We start from the raw sequence: 14822 nt of genomic DNA, 5'->3' as shown, positions 1-14822 counted from the left end.
GCGCCGCGCGCTCACCGCGCCGCCGAGCCGAGCGGCAGCACCAGCGGCGTGCCCGCGACCGGGTCCTCGACGACGCGGCACCGCAGCCCGAACGCCGCCTCCACCCCCTCCTCGGTGAGGACCGCCGCCGGCGGCCCCTCCGCGAGGATCGCGCCGTCGCGCATGACCACGAGCCGGTCGGCGTAGCGGGCGGCATGGTTCAGCTCGTGCAGGACCGCGACGATCGTCACCCCTCGCTCGCGGTTCAGACGACGGCAGAGCTCGAGGACCTCGATCTGGTGAGCGATGTCGAGGAACGTCGTCGGCTCGTCCAGCAGCAGGATCGGCGTCTGCTGGGCGAGCACCGTCGCGATCCACACCCGTTGACGCTGACCGCCGGACAGCTCGCCCACCACGCGGTCGGCCAGCTCGAGCACGCCCGTCGCGGCCATCGCGTCGTGCACCGCGCGCTCGTCGTCCGGCGACCACTGCCGGAAGAAGCTCTGGTGCGGGTAACGGCCTCGCGCGACGAGGTCGGTCACGGTGATGCCGTCGGGTGCCGAGGCCGACTGCGGCAGCAGCGCGAGACGCCGCGCCACCTGCTTGCCGGCCAGCTCGCCGATCGGCACGTCGTCGAGGGTCACCACGCCCGCGGCGGGGGCGATCACCCTGCTCAGCGCGCGCAGCAGGGTCGACTTGCCACAGGCGTTCGGGCCGATGATGGCCGTGAACGCGCCCGGCTCGATGCGGATGTCCAGTCCGGTCACGACGGGATGCCCGTCGTATCCGATGTCGAGCCGGGATCCGGCGAGGGACGCGGCGGCCACGGCGTCCGTGGCGGAGGAGGGTCCTGCGGTCATAGTCGCCTGCTTCGGGTGAGGAGCCAGATGAGATAGACGCCGCCGAGCACACCGGTCATCAGCGCCACGGGAACCCGCAGCCCGAAGGGCAGCAGCTGGGTCGCGAGGTCGGCCCCGACCAGCAGCACCGATCCCGTCAGGGCGGCGCCCAGCACAGGGACGCCCGCGCCGCCCAGCAGCCGGCGCGCGAGGTGCGGCGCCGCGAGCGCGACGAAGCTGATGGGTCCGCACAGCGCCGTCGCCACGGCCGCGAGGGCGACGGCCACGATCACCGTCGCGCGCCGCACCGCCGCGATCGGCACCCCGACGCCCGCCGCGAACTCGTCGCCCATCTCCATCACCTCGAGGCGACGCGACAGCGCGACCAGCGGCGGCAGGAGCACGGCGACGGCGACGACGGCGGTCAGCGCCTGCTCCGCGGTCCGGGCGTTGAGGGTGCCCGTCAGCCAGATCTGCGCAGCGATCGCGACGTTGGCGTCCGTGCGGGTGAGCATGACCGCGTTCACCGCGGCGAGCAGCGCTCCGGCGCCGATGCCGACGAGGATGAGGCGATGCCCGGCGTCGCCGCGCGAACCGCCCGACAGCAGCACGACGGCGAGCGCCGTGATCACGCCGCCGGCCACGGCGGCGCCCGCGACGACGATGCCGCTCGCGCCGAACACCGTGATCGCGACGACGGCGCCGGTGGCCGCGCCGGTGACGAAGCCGATGATGTCCGGCGACCCGAGCGCGTTGCGCGAGATCGACTGGAAGGCGGCCCCGGAGGCTCCCAGCGCCGCGCCGACGAAGATCCCCGTGACGACGCGCGGGACGCGCACGCCGGACACGATCCGGGAGATGCGCTCGTCCGCCGAGCCCGCCGCCACGCCCGCGAGATCCGCGAGGCCGATCGGCAGGGTGCCGACGAGCAGCCCGGCGACGGCGCAGGCGGCGACGAGGACGACGAGCGCGAGCGAGACCGCGACGGCGCGCGGCCGCCAGCGGACGGACAGCCCGCCCGCCCGCCAGATGCGCTCCGCACGCGGCACCAGCGCGGGCGCCGCCGGGCGCGGATCGGCGCCGCTCACAGCGTCGGCACCCGACGACGGCGCACGAGCGCGATGAACACCGGGCCGCCGATCACGGCCGTCACGATGGATGCCTGCAGCTCGCTCGGCAGGACGACGACACGGCCCAGGATGTCGGCGGCGAGCAGCACGATCGCGGCGACGAGAGCGGAGAACGGCAGCAGCCGCGAGTAGTCGGGGCCGACGATCGCGCGACCGATCAGCGGGGCGGTGAGGCCGATGAAGCCGATGGGCCCGGCGGCAGCGGTCGCACCGCCCGCGAGCAGGACGACCGCGACGCCGGCCAGCAGCCAGGTGCGGCGCGGCGAGGCGCCGAGCGCGCGACCGAACTCGGCGCCGAGCGCGAGGGCGTTGAGGGGCCGGGCGAGCGAGAACGCGATCAGCAGGCCCACGCCCACCGCGATGCCGACCGGCACCAGGGCGTCGCCTCCGCGGCCCTGGAACGAGCCGGTGTCCCAGAACCGGAAGGTGTCGAAGACGGACGGGAAGTTCACGAGCACCGCCGACGTGTAGGCGCCGAGCACCACGCTCAGGGCCGCACCGGCGAGCACCAGCCGAACGGGGTTCGAGGCGTGCTGGAGGGCGCCGCCGAGGGCGTAGACCGCTGCCGCCGCGAGCGCGGCACCGGCGAACGCGAACCACAGGTAGACCTCGACGTCGACGACGCGGGTGACGAGCACGCCGGTGACGACCGCCGCCGCGGCCCCGGCGTTGACCCCGAGCAGCCCCGGCTCGGCGAGCGGGTTGCGCGTCATGGCCTGCATCACCGCGCCGGCGACGCCGAGCGCCGCTCCGACCACGACCACGAGGGCCGTGCGCGGCAGGCGCAGCGCCTGCACCGTGACGTGCCGGTCGTCGGCGAGGTCCGGCGCGACGATCGCCTGCCAGACGACAGCGGGGTCGATGGCCCGCGAGCCGACGACGACGCTCAGCACCGCGAGCAGGACGAGCGCGAGCAGGAAGAGGGGAAGCCAGCGGGCCGTCTCGGGGACGATGGCCGTCACTCGCCGAAGTCGGCGACGACGGCGTCCACGATCTCCAGGGCGCTGTAGTAGTCGACGCGGAACGACGTCTGCCCCAGCGGGTACACGGCCTCCGCCGCGACGGCGGGGGCGTTGGCGAACAGCGGCTCCGACAGGAGGCTCTCCGCCGTCTCCTCGTCGCCGCTGACGAGGAAGACGGTGTCCGCCGTCAGCGCCGCCACCGCGTTCTCGATGGAGAGGAAGGCGAAGTCGGCGCGCGCGGTCTCCGACGTGTCCAGGTCGGCCGGCGCCTCGGCGACGGTGAACCCGAGCGCCTCGAGCACATCGGCGTGCGCCCCGCCCACCTTGGCGAACGCCGTGTCGTTCTCGGTGCCGTTGTAGACGACCGCGTTGACGTCGCCGTCCGGCACCGTGATCGCGGCCGCCGCATCGGCCACCTGCTCGTCGTACCCCGTGACGGTCGCGGCGGCCTGGTCCTCCAGACCGGTGGCCTCGCCGAGCAGGGCGGCGACGTCCTGCCACGACTTGTCGGCGTAGTTGATCGCGATCGTCGGCGCGATCTCGCTCAGCTGGTCGTAGGCGTCGGCGGTCGCGTCGGCGCCGGTGGTCGAGATCACGATGAGATCGGGATCGGCGGCGATGACCGACTCCAGGTCGAGCTCGAGCGCGTCGTAGAGCACCTCGACGCCGCGCTCGTCGGCCACGTCGGCCCACTGCGCGAAGAGCCCCTTGTCGTCGGTGATCGACGAGGGCGTGGTGGCCGCGGTCGCGGTGAGGGGCGCGTCGATCGCGAGCAGCGTGCCCGCGAGCGTCACCGACGTGGCGACGATGTCCTCGGGCTGCGCGTCGATCACGGTCTCGCCGAGCTCGTGCTGGATCGTCCGCGGCCAGGCGCCCTCCGAGCCGGTGTCGGAGCCGGTCGACGCGGAGCCGGCCGGCTCGGCCTCGGACGGCGCGGAGCAGCCCACCGCGGTCAGCGCCAGCGCGGCGACGAGCGCGCCGCCTGCGAGACGACGGGCGGGCGAGCGGTGGGAAAGGGTGCTGCGGATCATGCGCTTCCTCCTGATGTCGCGCAGGGCGCGCGATGCCGGCTTCCCCGTTTCGGCGGCACGACGGGACGGGCGGCACCGCCGAGGCGGCTTGCCGAACGAGGGGGACCGGGCTAGCTTAGGTTCGCCTTACCCCACTCCCGTCGCTCGAGCGGGACACCTGATATCGGATACCGGACATCCATGACCCCACGCGCGCTCGTCGAATCGGTGACCCACTGTCACGACGTCCCGGAGCTGACGTGGACGGTCGCGGGCAGCCTGCGGATGCGGGTCGACGGGCGGGAGTGGACGGTCGACGCGGCCCGGTCGCTGTGGATCCCCGCGGGTGTCCCCCACGTGGTGCTGCCGAGCCGGGACGCGCTCGCGATCCCGGTGTTCTTCCCCGGTGAGGGCGCCACCGACCCGGGATCCGACAGCGCGCCGCGCCCCGTGCTGCGCACCGCCGAGATCGACCACCTCGCACGCACGATCGCGCAGCCGGGGCTCGTGACCCCGAGCACGCTCGCCGCGGCGCGGCGCCGGCTTCGCGCCCTGGTGGCGGACCCGGCGCCCGCCGACCTGCCGATGCCGACGGACCCGCGGGCGCGGGAGGTCGCGGCCGCCCTCGTCGCCGACCCCGGACGCCAGGAGACGCTGGAGGAGTGGGGACGCGTCGCCCACGTGAGCGCCAAGACGCTGCAGCGCTGCTTCGCGACCGAGACGGGACTGCGCTTCCCCGAGTGGCGCACGCGCCTGCGACTGCGCGCGGCGCGGCGGCTGCTCGCGTCCGACGCCAGCGTGCACGGCATCGCCGCCCGGGTCGGGTACGCGAGCCCGACGGGGTTCATCGAGGCCTTCCGGCGCGAGTACGGCGAGACGCCGCGGCGCCTGCGCGACGCGGTCGGCGCCTGACACACTGGGACCATGCGCTTCCTCGTCCGCGTCGTCGTGAACGCGTTCGCCATCTGGGTCGTGACGCTGGTCCCCGCGCTGCAGGTGACCGTCACGCCGTTCTCGCCCGGCGGCGATCTGCAGCTCGTGCTGACCCTGCTCGCGGTGAGCGCGGTCTTCGCGCTGTGCAACACGATCATCGGCACCGTGATCCGCATCGTCGCGTTCCCGCTGTACCTGCTGACGCTGGGCCTGATCTCGCTCATCGTCAACGGCTTCCTGCTGTGGCTGACGGCGGCCATCACCGGGTCCTGGGGCTGGGGGCTCAGCGTCGGCGACTTCTGGTGGGGGGTCGTCGCCGCCTTCCTGATCAGCGTCATCAACTGGTTCTTCGGCATCATCCTGCGTCCTCAGGCGAAGAAGCGCTGACGACGCCGTCCGCCCTGCGGGCGCCGTAGTCGGAGGCGGCCACCGGGTGCCCCGCGGCGACCTCCGCGAGCGCCTCGTGGAACGCGCGCATCCGGGGGTCTCCGCTCCTCTCCGCCTGCCCCAGCAGACCCGCGTAGCGGTCGAGGGCGTGCGTCCGCTGATCCGGCACCATCGCCGTCGTCCCGTCGCCGCCGACGTCGCCGTGCACGACGATGCTCGCGTCCGACCCGGCGGGGCCCGGAAGCCCGCCCGCGCTCAGGACCGCGACGGGGTCGTCGTCGAACGCGACGTGCACGCTGAGGGTGCCGTCGCCGAGCGGCACGACTGCCGGCGGTCCCAGCGCGACGAAGGTCGCGACGACGTACTCGCCCTTGAGCGCGAGGACGTTGCCGACCATCGCCCCCTGCGAGTGGGCCGTGATGTCGATCACGTCGCCCGGGCGCGCCCCGGCGTCCCGGAGCGCGGCCTCGACCGCGGCGGAGGACGCGCTCTCGGCGCCGGAGAAGAGCTCGAGGTTGCTGCGCATGTCGAAGGGCTCACCCGGATCCTGCCCCGTCATGTCGCGCGTGCCGGCGATGTAGACCCCGTAGCGGAACGTGCCGTCGGGCATCCGCGTCTTCTCGACGCGCACCCGCTGCGCTCCCCGCGGAATGCGCGCGGCGCGCTCGGCGAGGGTCGCCGGGGCCCGCGCCGGCGACACCGGCTGCCGCGTGAGCGCGACCGCCGCGTCGCCCGGTCTCGGCGCCGCTCCCGTGGCTCGCGCGTCGCGCGCCCGCTCCAGCGTGCCGACGACCGCCCCGATCGCCGCGTCGACGGCGCCGTGCAGCAGCGGAGACGCGGTCAGCACGCCGGGCTTCCAGGCGTCGCCCGCGCGCTCGAGCAGCTCGGTCGCCTCGTCGAGCGCTCCGGGACGGCGCGCGGCGAGGGTGTCGATGCGGCTCTCGAGCAGGCGCGCGTCCCGCTCGCGGGCGCCGACGTCCGTCGCGGCGGAGAGGAACCCCAGCTGCGCCCGCGCCTCGGCGATGTCGTAGACGTCGGCGGTGCGACGCAGGTCCTCCGCGACCGCCGCCACCGCGATGGACGCCTGGCCGGCGCGCGCGGCGACCTGCCATGCCCCGTCGGCGTCGTACGGGGCATGGATGCCGAGATAGGCGCTCATCGCGCCGTCGCCGGCGGTGCTCAGGCGCACGGAGACGCGCGCGAACCTCGCGGCCGTGTCGCGCAGCTCGGGCGTCGAGACCTGGATCACCGAGCCCGCGCCGATCAGGAAGTCGTCGTCGGGCGGCGAGGGCATGCTCATCGCCCGTCGACGGCGAGCAGGCCGCCCTGGCGGTGCAGAGCAGAAAGGACCTCGTCCGCCGTCGCGGCGATGGCGGCCGTGTCGCACATCCGCGCGCCCGCCGCCTCGCGGAACGCGACGGCGACCGGCGCCGCCCACGAGACCGCGTCGACGAGCGCGGCGAGCTCCGCCCGGGCGGCCTCCAGCTCGGCGCGGGCCGCCTCGAGGCGGGCCGCGGCATCGGCGGGGAACCCGGATCCGTTCACTTCCATGCGTCGACGATGCCGGGCGCCCGCGCTCCTCGGTGGGCTGGTCGCGAGGCGGCGAGCAACCCGTCCCCTCGCCCCGCATGGGGACGAGGCATGGCTCCGGGCGCGGCAGAATGGTCGCATGTCTGTCCCCGACGCGTTCCGCGTCGTCTTCGTGTGCACCGGCAACATCTGCCGGTCCCCCATGGCCGAGGTCGTCTTCCGCGAGCTCGCCGCGCAGGCCGGCCTCGCCGATCGCGTCGTGTCCACCAGCGCGGGCACCGGCGACTGGCACGTCGGCGAACGCGCCGACCACCGCACGCTGGCGGCGCTCGAACGCCGCGGCTACGACGGCTCCGCCCATCGGGCCCGCCAGTTCGACCTCGACGCCTTCCGCGACAACGACCTCATCGTGGCGCTCGACCGCAGCCATGAGAGGGTGTTGCGTCAGTGGGCCCCCGAGGACGGCCACCGCGACCGCATCTCGCTGCTGCTGTCGTTCGACCCCGCGGCCCCGGGGCCGGATGTCCCCGACCCGTACTACGCCGACGCCCGGATGTTCGACGACGTGCTCGGTATGATCGAGAGCGCCAGCCGGGCGCTGTTCCGCCAGCTCGAACCGGCGATCCGCCCGGCGCGATCCGGCCACTGACCTGAGATTCGGAGCTCCCGCGTGACCGCTCTTCCCACCCAGCCCCTCAGCCCCCTCGACGGCCGCTACCAGGCCACGGTGTCGCCCCTGGGCGAATACCTGTCGGAGGCTGGCCTGAACCGGGCCCGCGTCGAGGTGGAGGTCGAGTGGATCATCACCCTCACCAACCACGCGCTGTTCGGCACGACGCCGCTGTCCCAGGACGAGAAGCAGCAGCTGCGCGCGCTGTACCTCACGTTCGGCCAGGACGAGATCGACTGGCTCGCCGAGCGCGAGGCCGTCACCCGACACGACGTGAAGGCCGTGGAGTACCTCGTGCGCGACCGTCTGTCGGCCCTCGGCCTCGACCGCGTCGCTGAGCTCACCCACTTCGGCTGCACGAGCGAGGACGTCAACTCGCTCTCGTACGCCCTGACCGTGAAGCGCGCCGTGAACGACGCCTGGCTGCCCGCGTACCGGCGCGTGATCCAGAAGCTGCGCGAGCTCGCGCTCGAGCACGCCGACGCCCCCATGCTGTCGCGCACGCACGGGCAGCCGGCGACGCCCACGACCATGGGCAAGGAGCTCGCGGTGTTCGTGTGGCGCCTCGAGCGCGTGCTGAAGCAGATCGAGGGCGGCGAGTACCTCGGCAAGTTCTCGGGCGCGACGGGCACCTGGTCGGCGCACCTCGCGGCCGCGCCGCAGGTGGCCTGGCCGAACCTCGCCCGCGAGTTCGTCGAGTCGCTCGGGCTGACCTTCAACCCCCTCACGACGCAGATCGAGTCGCACGACTGGCAGGTGGAGCTGTACGACCGCGTGCGCCACGCGGGCGGCATCCTGCACAACCTCGCGACCGACGTGTGGACGTACATCTCGCTCGGCTACTTCGCCCAGATCCCGGTCGCGGGCGCGACCGGGTCGTCGACCATGCCGCACAAGATCAACCCCATCCGCTTCGAGAACGCCGAGGCGAACCTCGAGCTGTCCGGAGCGCTGCTGGCGTCGCTCGCCCAGACGCTGGTGACGTCGCGCCTGCAGCGCGACCTGACCGACTCGACCACGCAGCGCAACATCGGGGTGGCGTTCGGCCACTCGCTGCTCGCGCTGGACAATCTCACGCGCGGGCTGGGCGAGATCTCGCTGTCGCGCGACGTGCTGCTGGCCGACCTCGACCAGAACTGGGAGGTGCTGGGCGAGGCCATCCAGACCGTCGTGCGCGCCGAGGTCACCGCCGGGCGGTCGACGATCCAGGACCCGTACGCGCTGCTCAAGGAGCTCACGCGCGGCCGTCGCGTCGGCGCCGCGGACCTCGCGGAGTTCGTGCAGGGGCTCGAGATCGGCGACGAGGCGAAGCAGCGTCTGCTCGCCCTGACGCCGGCGACCTACAGCGGCCTGGCGGAGCAGCTCACGCGCTCCAAGCTCTGACGCCGCACCGCCCGCGCGAGACCGCACCGCCCGCGCGACGCCGATCCGGCCGGGCGAGACCCTCGCCGACGTCGGCGGTCTGACACGGCGATCGCCGTCTCGCCGCGGGTGAGGCCGCGGTCAGGCGGACGCGCGCGGGTCGACGCGACCGGTCAGTCCTCTTCGGCGTCGTTCTGGTTGCGCAGGGCCTCGTCGTCGAGCAGGGCGAGGTCGGCGCGGGTCACGAGCTGCGACGTGACCGCGTACTCGACCAGGCGCGCGCGACGGTTGGTCGCCAGCTTGCCCGGTCCGCCGCGCAGGCCCTGGACCCCCATGCGGTCGAGCTTGTCGCACACGTTGTCGAGCTTGCGGTTGAACTTGCTCATCGTCCAGCCGAGCCGTGACGCGGCGGCGCTCGAGGAGGGCAGCTCGCTCACGCTGACGCCCTCGCGGCGCAGCATCGGCTCGGCGAGCGCGACGATCAGCAGCTTCTGCAGCGGGGTGAAGCTCACGGGCATGACCGTGGTCTCGCCGCTCATGGACGCCTCGATCTGGCTCGAGACGGCGTACTGAGCCTCCTCCGTGTAGAGCGTGAGCTCGTACGTCGTCGGTCCCGCCGTGAACACGATCACGCTCTGCGCGAAGACGACGGGCATCCGCGCGCCGGGCGAGAGCCACGACTGCACGGCGCCGCCGGCGCTCGAGATCGTGGCCGCCAGACGCGACCCGACGTTCGCGATCCACCACAGCCCGTCCTGGCACTGCACCTCGAGGAACTGCCGGTGCAGATACTGGTTGTCATCGATCTCGAGGTCGCCCTCGCGTCCGATCACGAACGCCCGGTCGACCGGCATCTCGTGCCACTCGCCGGCGAACTCGATGCGCAACGGCGCGATCCGGCTCGGCATCGTGTTGACCTCGACCTCGTCGAACATCTCCGTCGACGGATTCACCTCTGTCAAGACTGGACCCCCTCATGCGACATAGTGTCACGAGCCGGCGTCCCGCGCCCGGATGACGGGCAGATCCGCCCGCTCCGGCCCGGCGTCAGCGCGGGGAGTCGCCCGGCTCGTCCTCGCGCGGCAGCAGGACGGGACGGTCCATGGTCTCGGACTGCTCGGCGGGCGGGACCAGGAGCAGCAGCATGGACAGCCCCAGCAGAACCGCGATGAACGAGACGCCCGCGACGATCGCCGCGACCGTCCACGCCCGCACGATCGCGTCGCCGGGAAGCGCCTGGAAGGCGCCCATCGACATCGCCGTGATGAGGCCCCCGAACAGCGCGGCCGCGAAGGCGATGCCCAGCAGCTGCGCGGGGCGCATCAGCTCGCGGCGGGTGGGCTTGTCGGTCACGGTCGCTCCTCCTGCGGGGCCGTCGCGGCGGGCTCGGCGACGGAGGCCTCGTCGGTCTCCTGCTGCTCGGGCGAGAGCCCCGCGATGCCGAGGTAGACCGCCACGATCGCGGCGTACCCGCCCAGCAGGCCGACGCCGATGGTCGTGCCCGTCAGGGTGAAGGGCAGCAGGGCGCCCTCCTTGGTCTCGATCACGTAGTCCAGCGCGTACTCGGGCGAGACGAACAGCAGCGCGACCCCGAGGACGAGCCCCAGCGCGCCGACCACGATCGCATCGCGCGACGCGGTCCGCGCCGCCCTCGTCGCCTCTCCCCGGCGGCGCGCGGTGACGCCGAGGAGCAGCTCGATCAGGCCCGTCAGCAGCGCCCACACGATCACGACCACGAAGAACAGCACGTCGGACCGCAGCGTCACGATGCTCGCCGCCATGCCGGCGACCAGGTGGATCGCGGCGAGCAGGGCGGGGCCGCCGCGACGGCCGGCCGGAGCGACGAGCCACGCCGCGATGGCGAACACGAGACCGGTCGCGATGCCGAAGCCGCCGAACACCGCCAGCCCCACCGCGTGCGAGTGATCGGGCGAGAACGTGATCATCAGCGCCGCGACCGCCGCGAACACGGCACGCAGCAGTTGGATGTGACGTGGGGTCACGCGCAGGGGCGCGGAGGCAGCGGGCATGGTGGATCCAGGGTCGGCCGAGCGGGACGGGTCCAGTCTAGGCGTCGCCGCCTGTGCGACCGCCCGGGGCCCGCCGCCCGGCCCCGTCGCTAGAGCGCGCGCAGGGCGGCGTCGAGGTCGGCGAGCAGGTCGTCGGCGTGCTCGATGCCCACCGAGAGGCGCACCACGTCGTCCGGGACCGCCAGCTCGGTGCCCCGCACGGAGGCGTGGGTCATCGCGTCGGGATAGTTGACGAGCGACTCGACCCCGCCGAGCGACTCGGCCAGCGTGAACAGCCGGGTCGACTCCGCGAAGCGCCGGGCGGAGGCGGCGTCGGCCAACGCCAGCGAGACGATGCCGCCGAAGCCGGACATCTGGGCCGCCGCGATCTCGTGCCCGGGGTGCGAGGCGAGACCGGGGTAGTACACCCGCGCCACCCGATCGTGCGACGCGAGGAAGTCGGCCACCGCCTGCCCGTTGGCGCTGTGGCGCTCCATCCGCACCGCGAGGGTCTTGATGCCGCGCGTCGTGAGCCACGCGTCGAGCGGACCCGAGACGGCGCCCGCGGCGAACTGCAGGAACCGCGCCTGCTCCGCCAGCGCGTCGTCGGCGAACACGAGGGCGCCGCCGACGACGTCGGAGTGCCCGCCGAGGTACTTGGTCGTCGAGTGGACGACCACATCGGCGCCGAGGTCGAGGGGCCGCTGCAGCGCCGGGGAGGCGAACGTGTTGTCCACGACGACGACCGAGCCGGCGGCGTGGGCCTTCGCGGCGAGCGCCCGGATGTCGGTGATGCGCAGCAGCGGGTTGCTGGGCGTCTCCACCCACACGATCCGCGGGGCGCGCTCGGCGAGGGCGGCGTCGACGGCCTCGGGGTCGCTCAGGTCGATCACGCGCAGCTTCACGCCCCAGGGCCCGAGCACGCGGGCGATGAGGCGGTAGGTGCCGCCGTAGACGTCGTTGCCGAGGAGCACCTCGTCGCCGGGCTGCAGCAGCGCGCGCAGCAGCGCGTCCTCCGCCGCCAGGCCGGACGCGAACGACAGCGCGGCCGCTCCGCCCTCGATGGCGGCGAGCTGGGTCTCGAGCGCCGTGCGGGTCGGGTTGCCGGCGCGCCCGTACTCGTACCCTCCGCGCAGGCCGCCGATGCCGTCCTGCGCGTACGTCGTCGAGAAGTGGACGGGCGGGATCACGGCGCCGGTCGCCTCGTCGGGGGCCTGGCCCGCGTGCACGGCGGCGGTGTCGAAACGGGGGCCGTCGATGCCGGGGGCGTCGGAACGGGCGTCGGTGCTCATGCGTGGATCTCCGTGGGGGTCGCGGTGGAGGAGGCGACGGCGGCCTCCGGTCGGTCGAGCTCTGCCTGCAGGCCGGCGGGGACGAGGGGCTCGGGGGCGTCGACGGGGAAGCCGTGGGCGCGCATCCAGTCGTCGTCGAACACCTTGCCGAGGTAGCCGCGCCCGTGGTCGGGCAGCAGCACCACGACGACGGCCTCGGCGGGCAGGTCGCGGGCGGCGCGCAGCGCGGCCACGACGGCCATGCCGCTGGATCCGCCCACGAGCAGCCCCTCCTCGCGGGCGAGACGGCGGGTCATGGCGAACGCCTCGGCGTCGGGGACACGGTGGATCTCGTCGACCACCGTCGGGTCGTACGCGCCGGGCCAGAAGTCCTCGCCGACGCCCTCGACGAGGTAGCCGTGCACCTGATCGTGGCGGCCGGGCTCCGCGGAGTAGATGGATCCCACGGGGTCGGCCCCGACGATCCGCACGCGCCCCTCGGACGCCTGCTTGAGGAAGCGTCCCGAGCCGGTGATGGTGCCGCCGGTGCCGACGCCGGCGACGAAGTGCGTGACGCGCCCGTCGGTGTCGCGCCAGATCTCGGGCCCCGTGGAGCCGAAGTGGCTGCGGGGCGCGTTCTGGTTCGAGTACTGGTCGGGCTTGTAGGCGCCGGGGATCTCGCGCACCAGGCGGTCGGAGACGCTGTAGTACGACCGGGGGTCGTCCGGCTCGACGTTGGTGGGCGTCACCACGACCTCGGCGCCGTAGGCCTTCAGCACGTTGCGCTTGTCCTCGGAGACCTTGTCGGGCACCACGAACACCGTGCGGTACCCGCGCTGCTGGGCGACGAGCGCGAGGCCGACGCCGGTGTTGCCGCTCGTCGGCTCGACGATGACCCCGCCGGGCCGCAGCCTGCCCTCCCGCTCGGCCGCGTCGATGATGAGCGTGGCGATGCGGTCCTTGGACGACCCGCCGGGGTTGAAGTACTCCACCTTCGCCAGCACGGTGGCGGCGATGCCGTCGGTGACGTGGTTCAGGCGGACGAGGGGCGTGGATCCGACGAGGTCGGAGACGGTGTGTGCGTAGCGCAAGAGAGTGTCCTCAGGATGGGACCGCGGCGGAAGGGACGTCGCCGCGGAGAGCTGTCGGTGGTCGGTTGAAGGGCGCTCGGAACGCGAGCGGCGCGCTTCAGCGACAACAACGACAGGTCTGCACGCACCCACCGTAACGCGTGGGCCCGCTCCCGGCAATCATCGCGTCGGGCGATCGTCGCCTCGACGGACGTCCCGACGCGAATGCTCGCCTCTGGGGAGAGGCGTTCGCCGCGCGAAGGGAATAACGTGACCTGGTGAGCTCGTCCCCGCAGTCCGATCCGGACCTCCCCTCCACGTCGCCCGCCGCCGCGCCCTCGCACGCCGTCAGCCCGCCGCTGTACGAGTGGGACGGCCTGGGCTTCGAGACCCGCCAGGTGCACGTCGGCGACACCGACGAGCACGGCTACCGCGCACGCGTGGCGCCGATCTACCTCACGGCGGGGTACCGGTTCGACTCGTATCAGCAGAGCTGGGATCGCTTCACGGGCGAGGAGCCCGGCCAGCTCTACTCGCGCAACCTCAACCCGACGCACCTGGTCGCCGAGCGGCGCATCGCCTCGCTCGAGGGCGGCACGGGCGCGATCGTGGTCGGCTCCGGGCAGGCGGCGATCACGACGTCCCTGCTGGGGCTCGCCGGGGCGGGCGAGCACATCGTCTCGACCGCCAGCATCTACAGCGGCACGCAGATCCTGTTCAACCGCACCTTCGCCCGCCTCGGCGTGACGGTCGGCTACGTGTGGGACTGGACCGACGAGGCCGAATGGGACGCGCTGATCCGCCCGGAGACCAAGGCGATCTTCACCGAGACCATCCCGAACCCGAAGAACGACATCGTCGACATCGCCGCGGTGGCGCGCGTCGCCCGTCGGCACGGCATCCCGCTGGTGGTCGACAACACGATCGCGTCGCCGTACCTGACCCGGCCGATCGAGGACGGCGCCGACATCGTCATCCACTCGTCCACGAAGTTCCTCGCGGGCCACGGCGCGGGCCTGTCGGGCGTGATCGTCGACGGCGGGCGGTTCGACTGGGCGGGCTCGTCGCGCTCGTACCCCGGCATCACCGACCCCGTCGCGCCGGGCAAGCCCTCGATGCTCGAGACCCACGGCGCGTCAGCGCTGGAGGCCTACCTGCGCCTCGGCATCGTCAACGACATCGGCCCCGCGCTGTCGCCGCTGAACTCCTTCCTGCTGCAGCAGGGCATCGAGACCCTGTCCCTGCGGATGGCGCGGCATGTCGACAGCGCGCACGCGATCGCCCACTGGCTGCGCGAGCAGCCGGAGGTCGGCCGCGTCGACTACGCCGGGCTGGCCGACAACCCGCTGCATGAGCTGGCGCAGCGCGTGTACCGCGGCCGCCCGGGGTCGATCTTCGCGTTCAGCCTCGCCGGCGGACGGGCCGCGGCGGAGGTCTTCTACGACGCGCTGCGCATCTTCAGCCGGATGACGAACATCGGCGACACGCGATCGATGGCGCTGCCGGTGTCTGCCACGACGCACGTCAGCTTCTCGCAGGAGCACCGCGACCGGCTCGGGATCGACGACGGCCTCATCCGGCTGTCGATCGGCCTCGAGACCGTCGACGACCTGATCGCCGACCTGCGCCACGCCTTGGACGCCGTCGCCGACGCCGGGCTGTGACGGGCC

At 73.4% G+C, this 14822-nt stretch carries 16 protein-coding genes; 5 read left to right on the top strand and 11 right to left on the bottom strand.

The features are described 5' to 3' along the window. Positions 1-11: 11 nt before the first annotated feature. The 4 genes from K5S26_RS11540 to fepB are packed head-to-tail and all read right to left on the bottom strand — an operon-like array spanning position 12 to position 3941. Complete coding sequence (locus K5S26_RS11540; RefSeq protein ID WP_221858133.1) at positions 12-839, bottom strand: ABC transporter ATP-binding protein; 828 nt, start codon at positions 837-839, stop codon at positions 12-14. Continuing rightward, a complete protein-coding gene (locus K5S26_RS11535; RefSeq protein WP_308122928.1) occupies positions 836-1906 on the bottom strand; it encodes a FecCD family ABC transporter permease in 1071 nt (356 codons plus the stop codon). The genes K5S26_RS11540 and K5S26_RS11535 overlap by 4 nt, the downstream gene beginning before the upstream one ends. Beyond that, positions 1903-2910, bottom strand: coding sequence for a FecCD family ABC transporter permease (locus tag K5S26_RS11530; protein WP_308122927.1), 1008 nt, complete (start codon positions 2908-2910; stop codon positions 1903-1905). Before K5S26_RS11530 ends, K5S26_RS11535 begins: the two co-directional genes overlap by 4 nt. Then, complete coding sequence (gene fepB, locus K5S26_RS11525) at positions 2907-3941, bottom strand: Fe2+-enterobactin ABC transporter substrate-binding protein (RefSeq protein ID WP_221858132.1); 1035 nt, start codon at positions 3939-3941, stop codon at positions 2907-2909. Before fepB ends, K5S26_RS11530 begins: the two co-directional genes overlap by 4 nt. A gap of 180 nt (positions 3942-4121) precedes the next feature. On the opposite strand from fepB, the gene K5S26_RS11520 reads away from it, so the two are divergent. After that, complete coding sequence (locus tag K5S26_RS11520; protein ID WP_221858131.1) at positions 4122-4832, top strand: AraC family transcriptional regulator; 711 nt, start codon at positions 4122-4124, stop codon at positions 4830-4832. Positions 4833-4844: 12 nt separating this feature from the next. Beyond that, complete coding sequence (locus tag K5S26_RS11515) at positions 4845-5240, top strand: phage holin family protein (RefSeq protein WP_221858130.1); 396 nt, start codon at positions 4845-4847, stop codon at positions 5238-5240. On the opposite strand, the gene K5S26_RS11510 is transcribed toward K5S26_RS11515, so the two are convergent. Together K5S26_RS11510 and K5S26_RS11505 are read right to left on the bottom strand one after the other, a co-directional pair. Beyond that, positions 5209-6534, bottom strand: a complete 1326-nt coding sequence (locus tag K5S26_RS11510; protein WP_221858129.1) for a hypothetical protein — start codon at positions 6532-6534, stop codon at positions 5209-5211. The two genes, K5S26_RS11515 and K5S26_RS11510, sit on opposite strands and share 32 nt — an antisense overlap. 2 nt (positions 6535-6536) lie before the next feature. Beyond that, positions 6537-6791, bottom strand: coding sequence for a hypothetical protein (locus tag K5S26_RS11505; RefSeq protein ID WP_221858128.1), 255 nt, complete (start codon positions 6789-6791; stop codon positions 6537-6539). 118 nt (positions 6792-6909) lie between these two features. Between K5S26_RS11505 and K5S26_RS11500 the strand changes: the two genes are divergently transcribed. Both K5S26_RS11500 and purB read left to right on the top strand, forming a co-directional pair. After that, positions 6910-7419 carry a low molecular weight protein-tyrosine-phosphatase gene (locus K5S26_RS11500; RefSeq protein ID WP_221858127.1) on the top strand — a complete coding sequence of 170 codons (510 nt, stop codon included), beginning with the start codon at positions 6910-6912 and terminating at the stop codon, positions 7417-7419. A 21-nt stretch (positions 7420-7440) separates the two neighbouring features. Next, positions 7441-8823, top strand: a complete 1383-nt coding sequence (gene purB / locus K5S26_RS11495) for an adenylosuccinate lyase (RefSeq protein ID WP_221858126.1) — start codon at positions 7441-7443, stop codon at positions 8821-8823. 152 nt (positions 8824-8975) lie between these two features. Here the strand turns inward: purB and K5S26_RS11490 are convergent, their stop codons facing one another. From K5S26_RS11490 to K5S26_RS11470, 5 genes are all read right to left on the bottom strand, one after another. Then, positions 8976-9698 (bottom strand): FHA domain-containing protein, encoded by a 723-nt coding sequence (locus tag K5S26_RS11490; protein ID WP_221858460.1) that lies wholly within the window; start codon positions 9696-9698, stop codon positions 8976-8978. 151 nt (positions 9699-9849) lie between these two features. Beyond that, the gene (locus K5S26_RS11485; RefSeq protein ID WP_221858125.1) at positions 9850-10155 is read right to left on the bottom strand and encodes an amino acid transporter; all 306 of its coding nucleotides are present in this window, start codon (positions 10153-10155) and stop codon (positions 9850-9852) included. Beyond that, complete coding sequence (locus K5S26_RS11480) at positions 10152-10832, bottom strand: acyl-CoA synthetase (RefSeq protein ID WP_221858124.1); 681 nt, start codon at positions 10830-10832, stop codon at positions 10152-10154. The genes K5S26_RS11485 and K5S26_RS11480 overlap by 4 nt, the downstream gene beginning before the upstream one ends. An 89-nt stretch (positions 10833-10921) precedes the next feature. Then, positions 10922-12103 carry a cystathionine gamma-synthase gene (locus K5S26_RS11475; protein WP_221858123.1) on the bottom strand — a complete coding sequence of 394 codons (1182 nt, stop codon included), beginning with the start codon at positions 12101-12103 and terminating at the stop codon, positions 10922-10924. Then, positions 12100-13173 (bottom strand): pyridoxal-phosphate dependent enzyme, encoded by a 1074-nt coding sequence (locus K5S26_RS11470; protein WP_221858122.1) that lies wholly within the window; start codon positions 13171-13173, stop codon positions 12100-12102. The genes K5S26_RS11475 and K5S26_RS11470 overlap by 4 nt, the downstream gene beginning before the upstream one ends. A 257-nt stretch (positions 13174-13430) precedes the next feature. Between K5S26_RS11470 and K5S26_RS11465 the strand changes: the two genes are divergently transcribed. Further along, the gene (locus K5S26_RS11465) at positions 13431-14816 is read left to right on the top strand and encodes an O-acetylhomoserine aminocarboxypropyltransferase/cysteine synthase family protein (protein WP_308122926.1); all 1386 of its coding nucleotides are present in this window, start codon (positions 13431-13433) and stop codon (positions 14814-14816) included. Positions 14817-14822 lie beyond the last annotated feature (6 nt).

The sequence above is a fragment of the Microbacterium marinilacus genome (assembly GCF_019753765.1).
Classification (GTDB): Bacteria; Actinomycetota; Actinomycetes; order Actinomycetales; family Microbacteriaceae; genus Microbacterium; species Microbacterium marinilacus.
This window is presented reverse-complemented; position numbering and strand designations above follow the sequence as displayed.

What these genes read in the sequence shown, in the direction of transcription:
- K5S26_RS11505 (WP_221858128.1), bottom strand. Translation starts at nt 6,791, where the DNA reads ATGGAAGTGAACGGATCCGGGTTCCCCGCCGATGCCGCGGCCCGCCTC.
- K5S26_RS11520 (WP_221858131.1), top strand. Translation starts at nt 4,122, where the DNA reads ATGACCCCACGCGCGCTCGTCGAATCGGTGACCCACTGTCACGACGTC.
- K5S26_RS11480 (WP_221858124.1), bottom strand. Translation starts at nt 10,832, where the DNA reads ATGCCCGCTGCCTCCGCGCCCCTGCGCGTGACCCCACGTCACATCCAA.
- K5S26_RS11500 (WP_221858127.1), top strand. Translation starts at nt 6,910, where the DNA reads ATGTCTGTCCCCGACGCGTTCCGCGTCGTCTTCGTGTGCACCGGCAAC.
- K5S26_RS11510 (WP_221858129.1), bottom strand. Translation starts at nt 6,534, where the DNA reads ATGCCCTCGCCGCCCGACGACGACTTCCTGATCGGCGCGGGCTCGGTG.
- K5S26_RS11540 (WP_221858133.1), bottom strand. Translation starts at nt 839, where the DNA reads ATGACCGCAGGACCCTCCTCCGCCACGGACGCCGTGGCCGCCGCGTCC.
- K5S26_RS11515 (WP_221858130.1), top strand. Translation starts at nt 4,845, where the DNA reads ATGCGCTTCCTCGTCCGCGTCGTCGTGAACGCGTTCGCCATCTGGGTC.
- K5S26_RS11475 (WP_221858123.1), bottom strand. Translation starts at nt 12,103, where the DNA reads ATGAGCACCGACGCCCGTTCCGACGCCCCCGGCATCGACGGCCCCCGT.
- fepB (WP_221858132.1), bottom strand. Translation starts at nt 3,941, where the DNA reads ATGATCCGCAGCACCCTTTCCCACCGCTCGCCCGCCCGTCGTCTCGCA.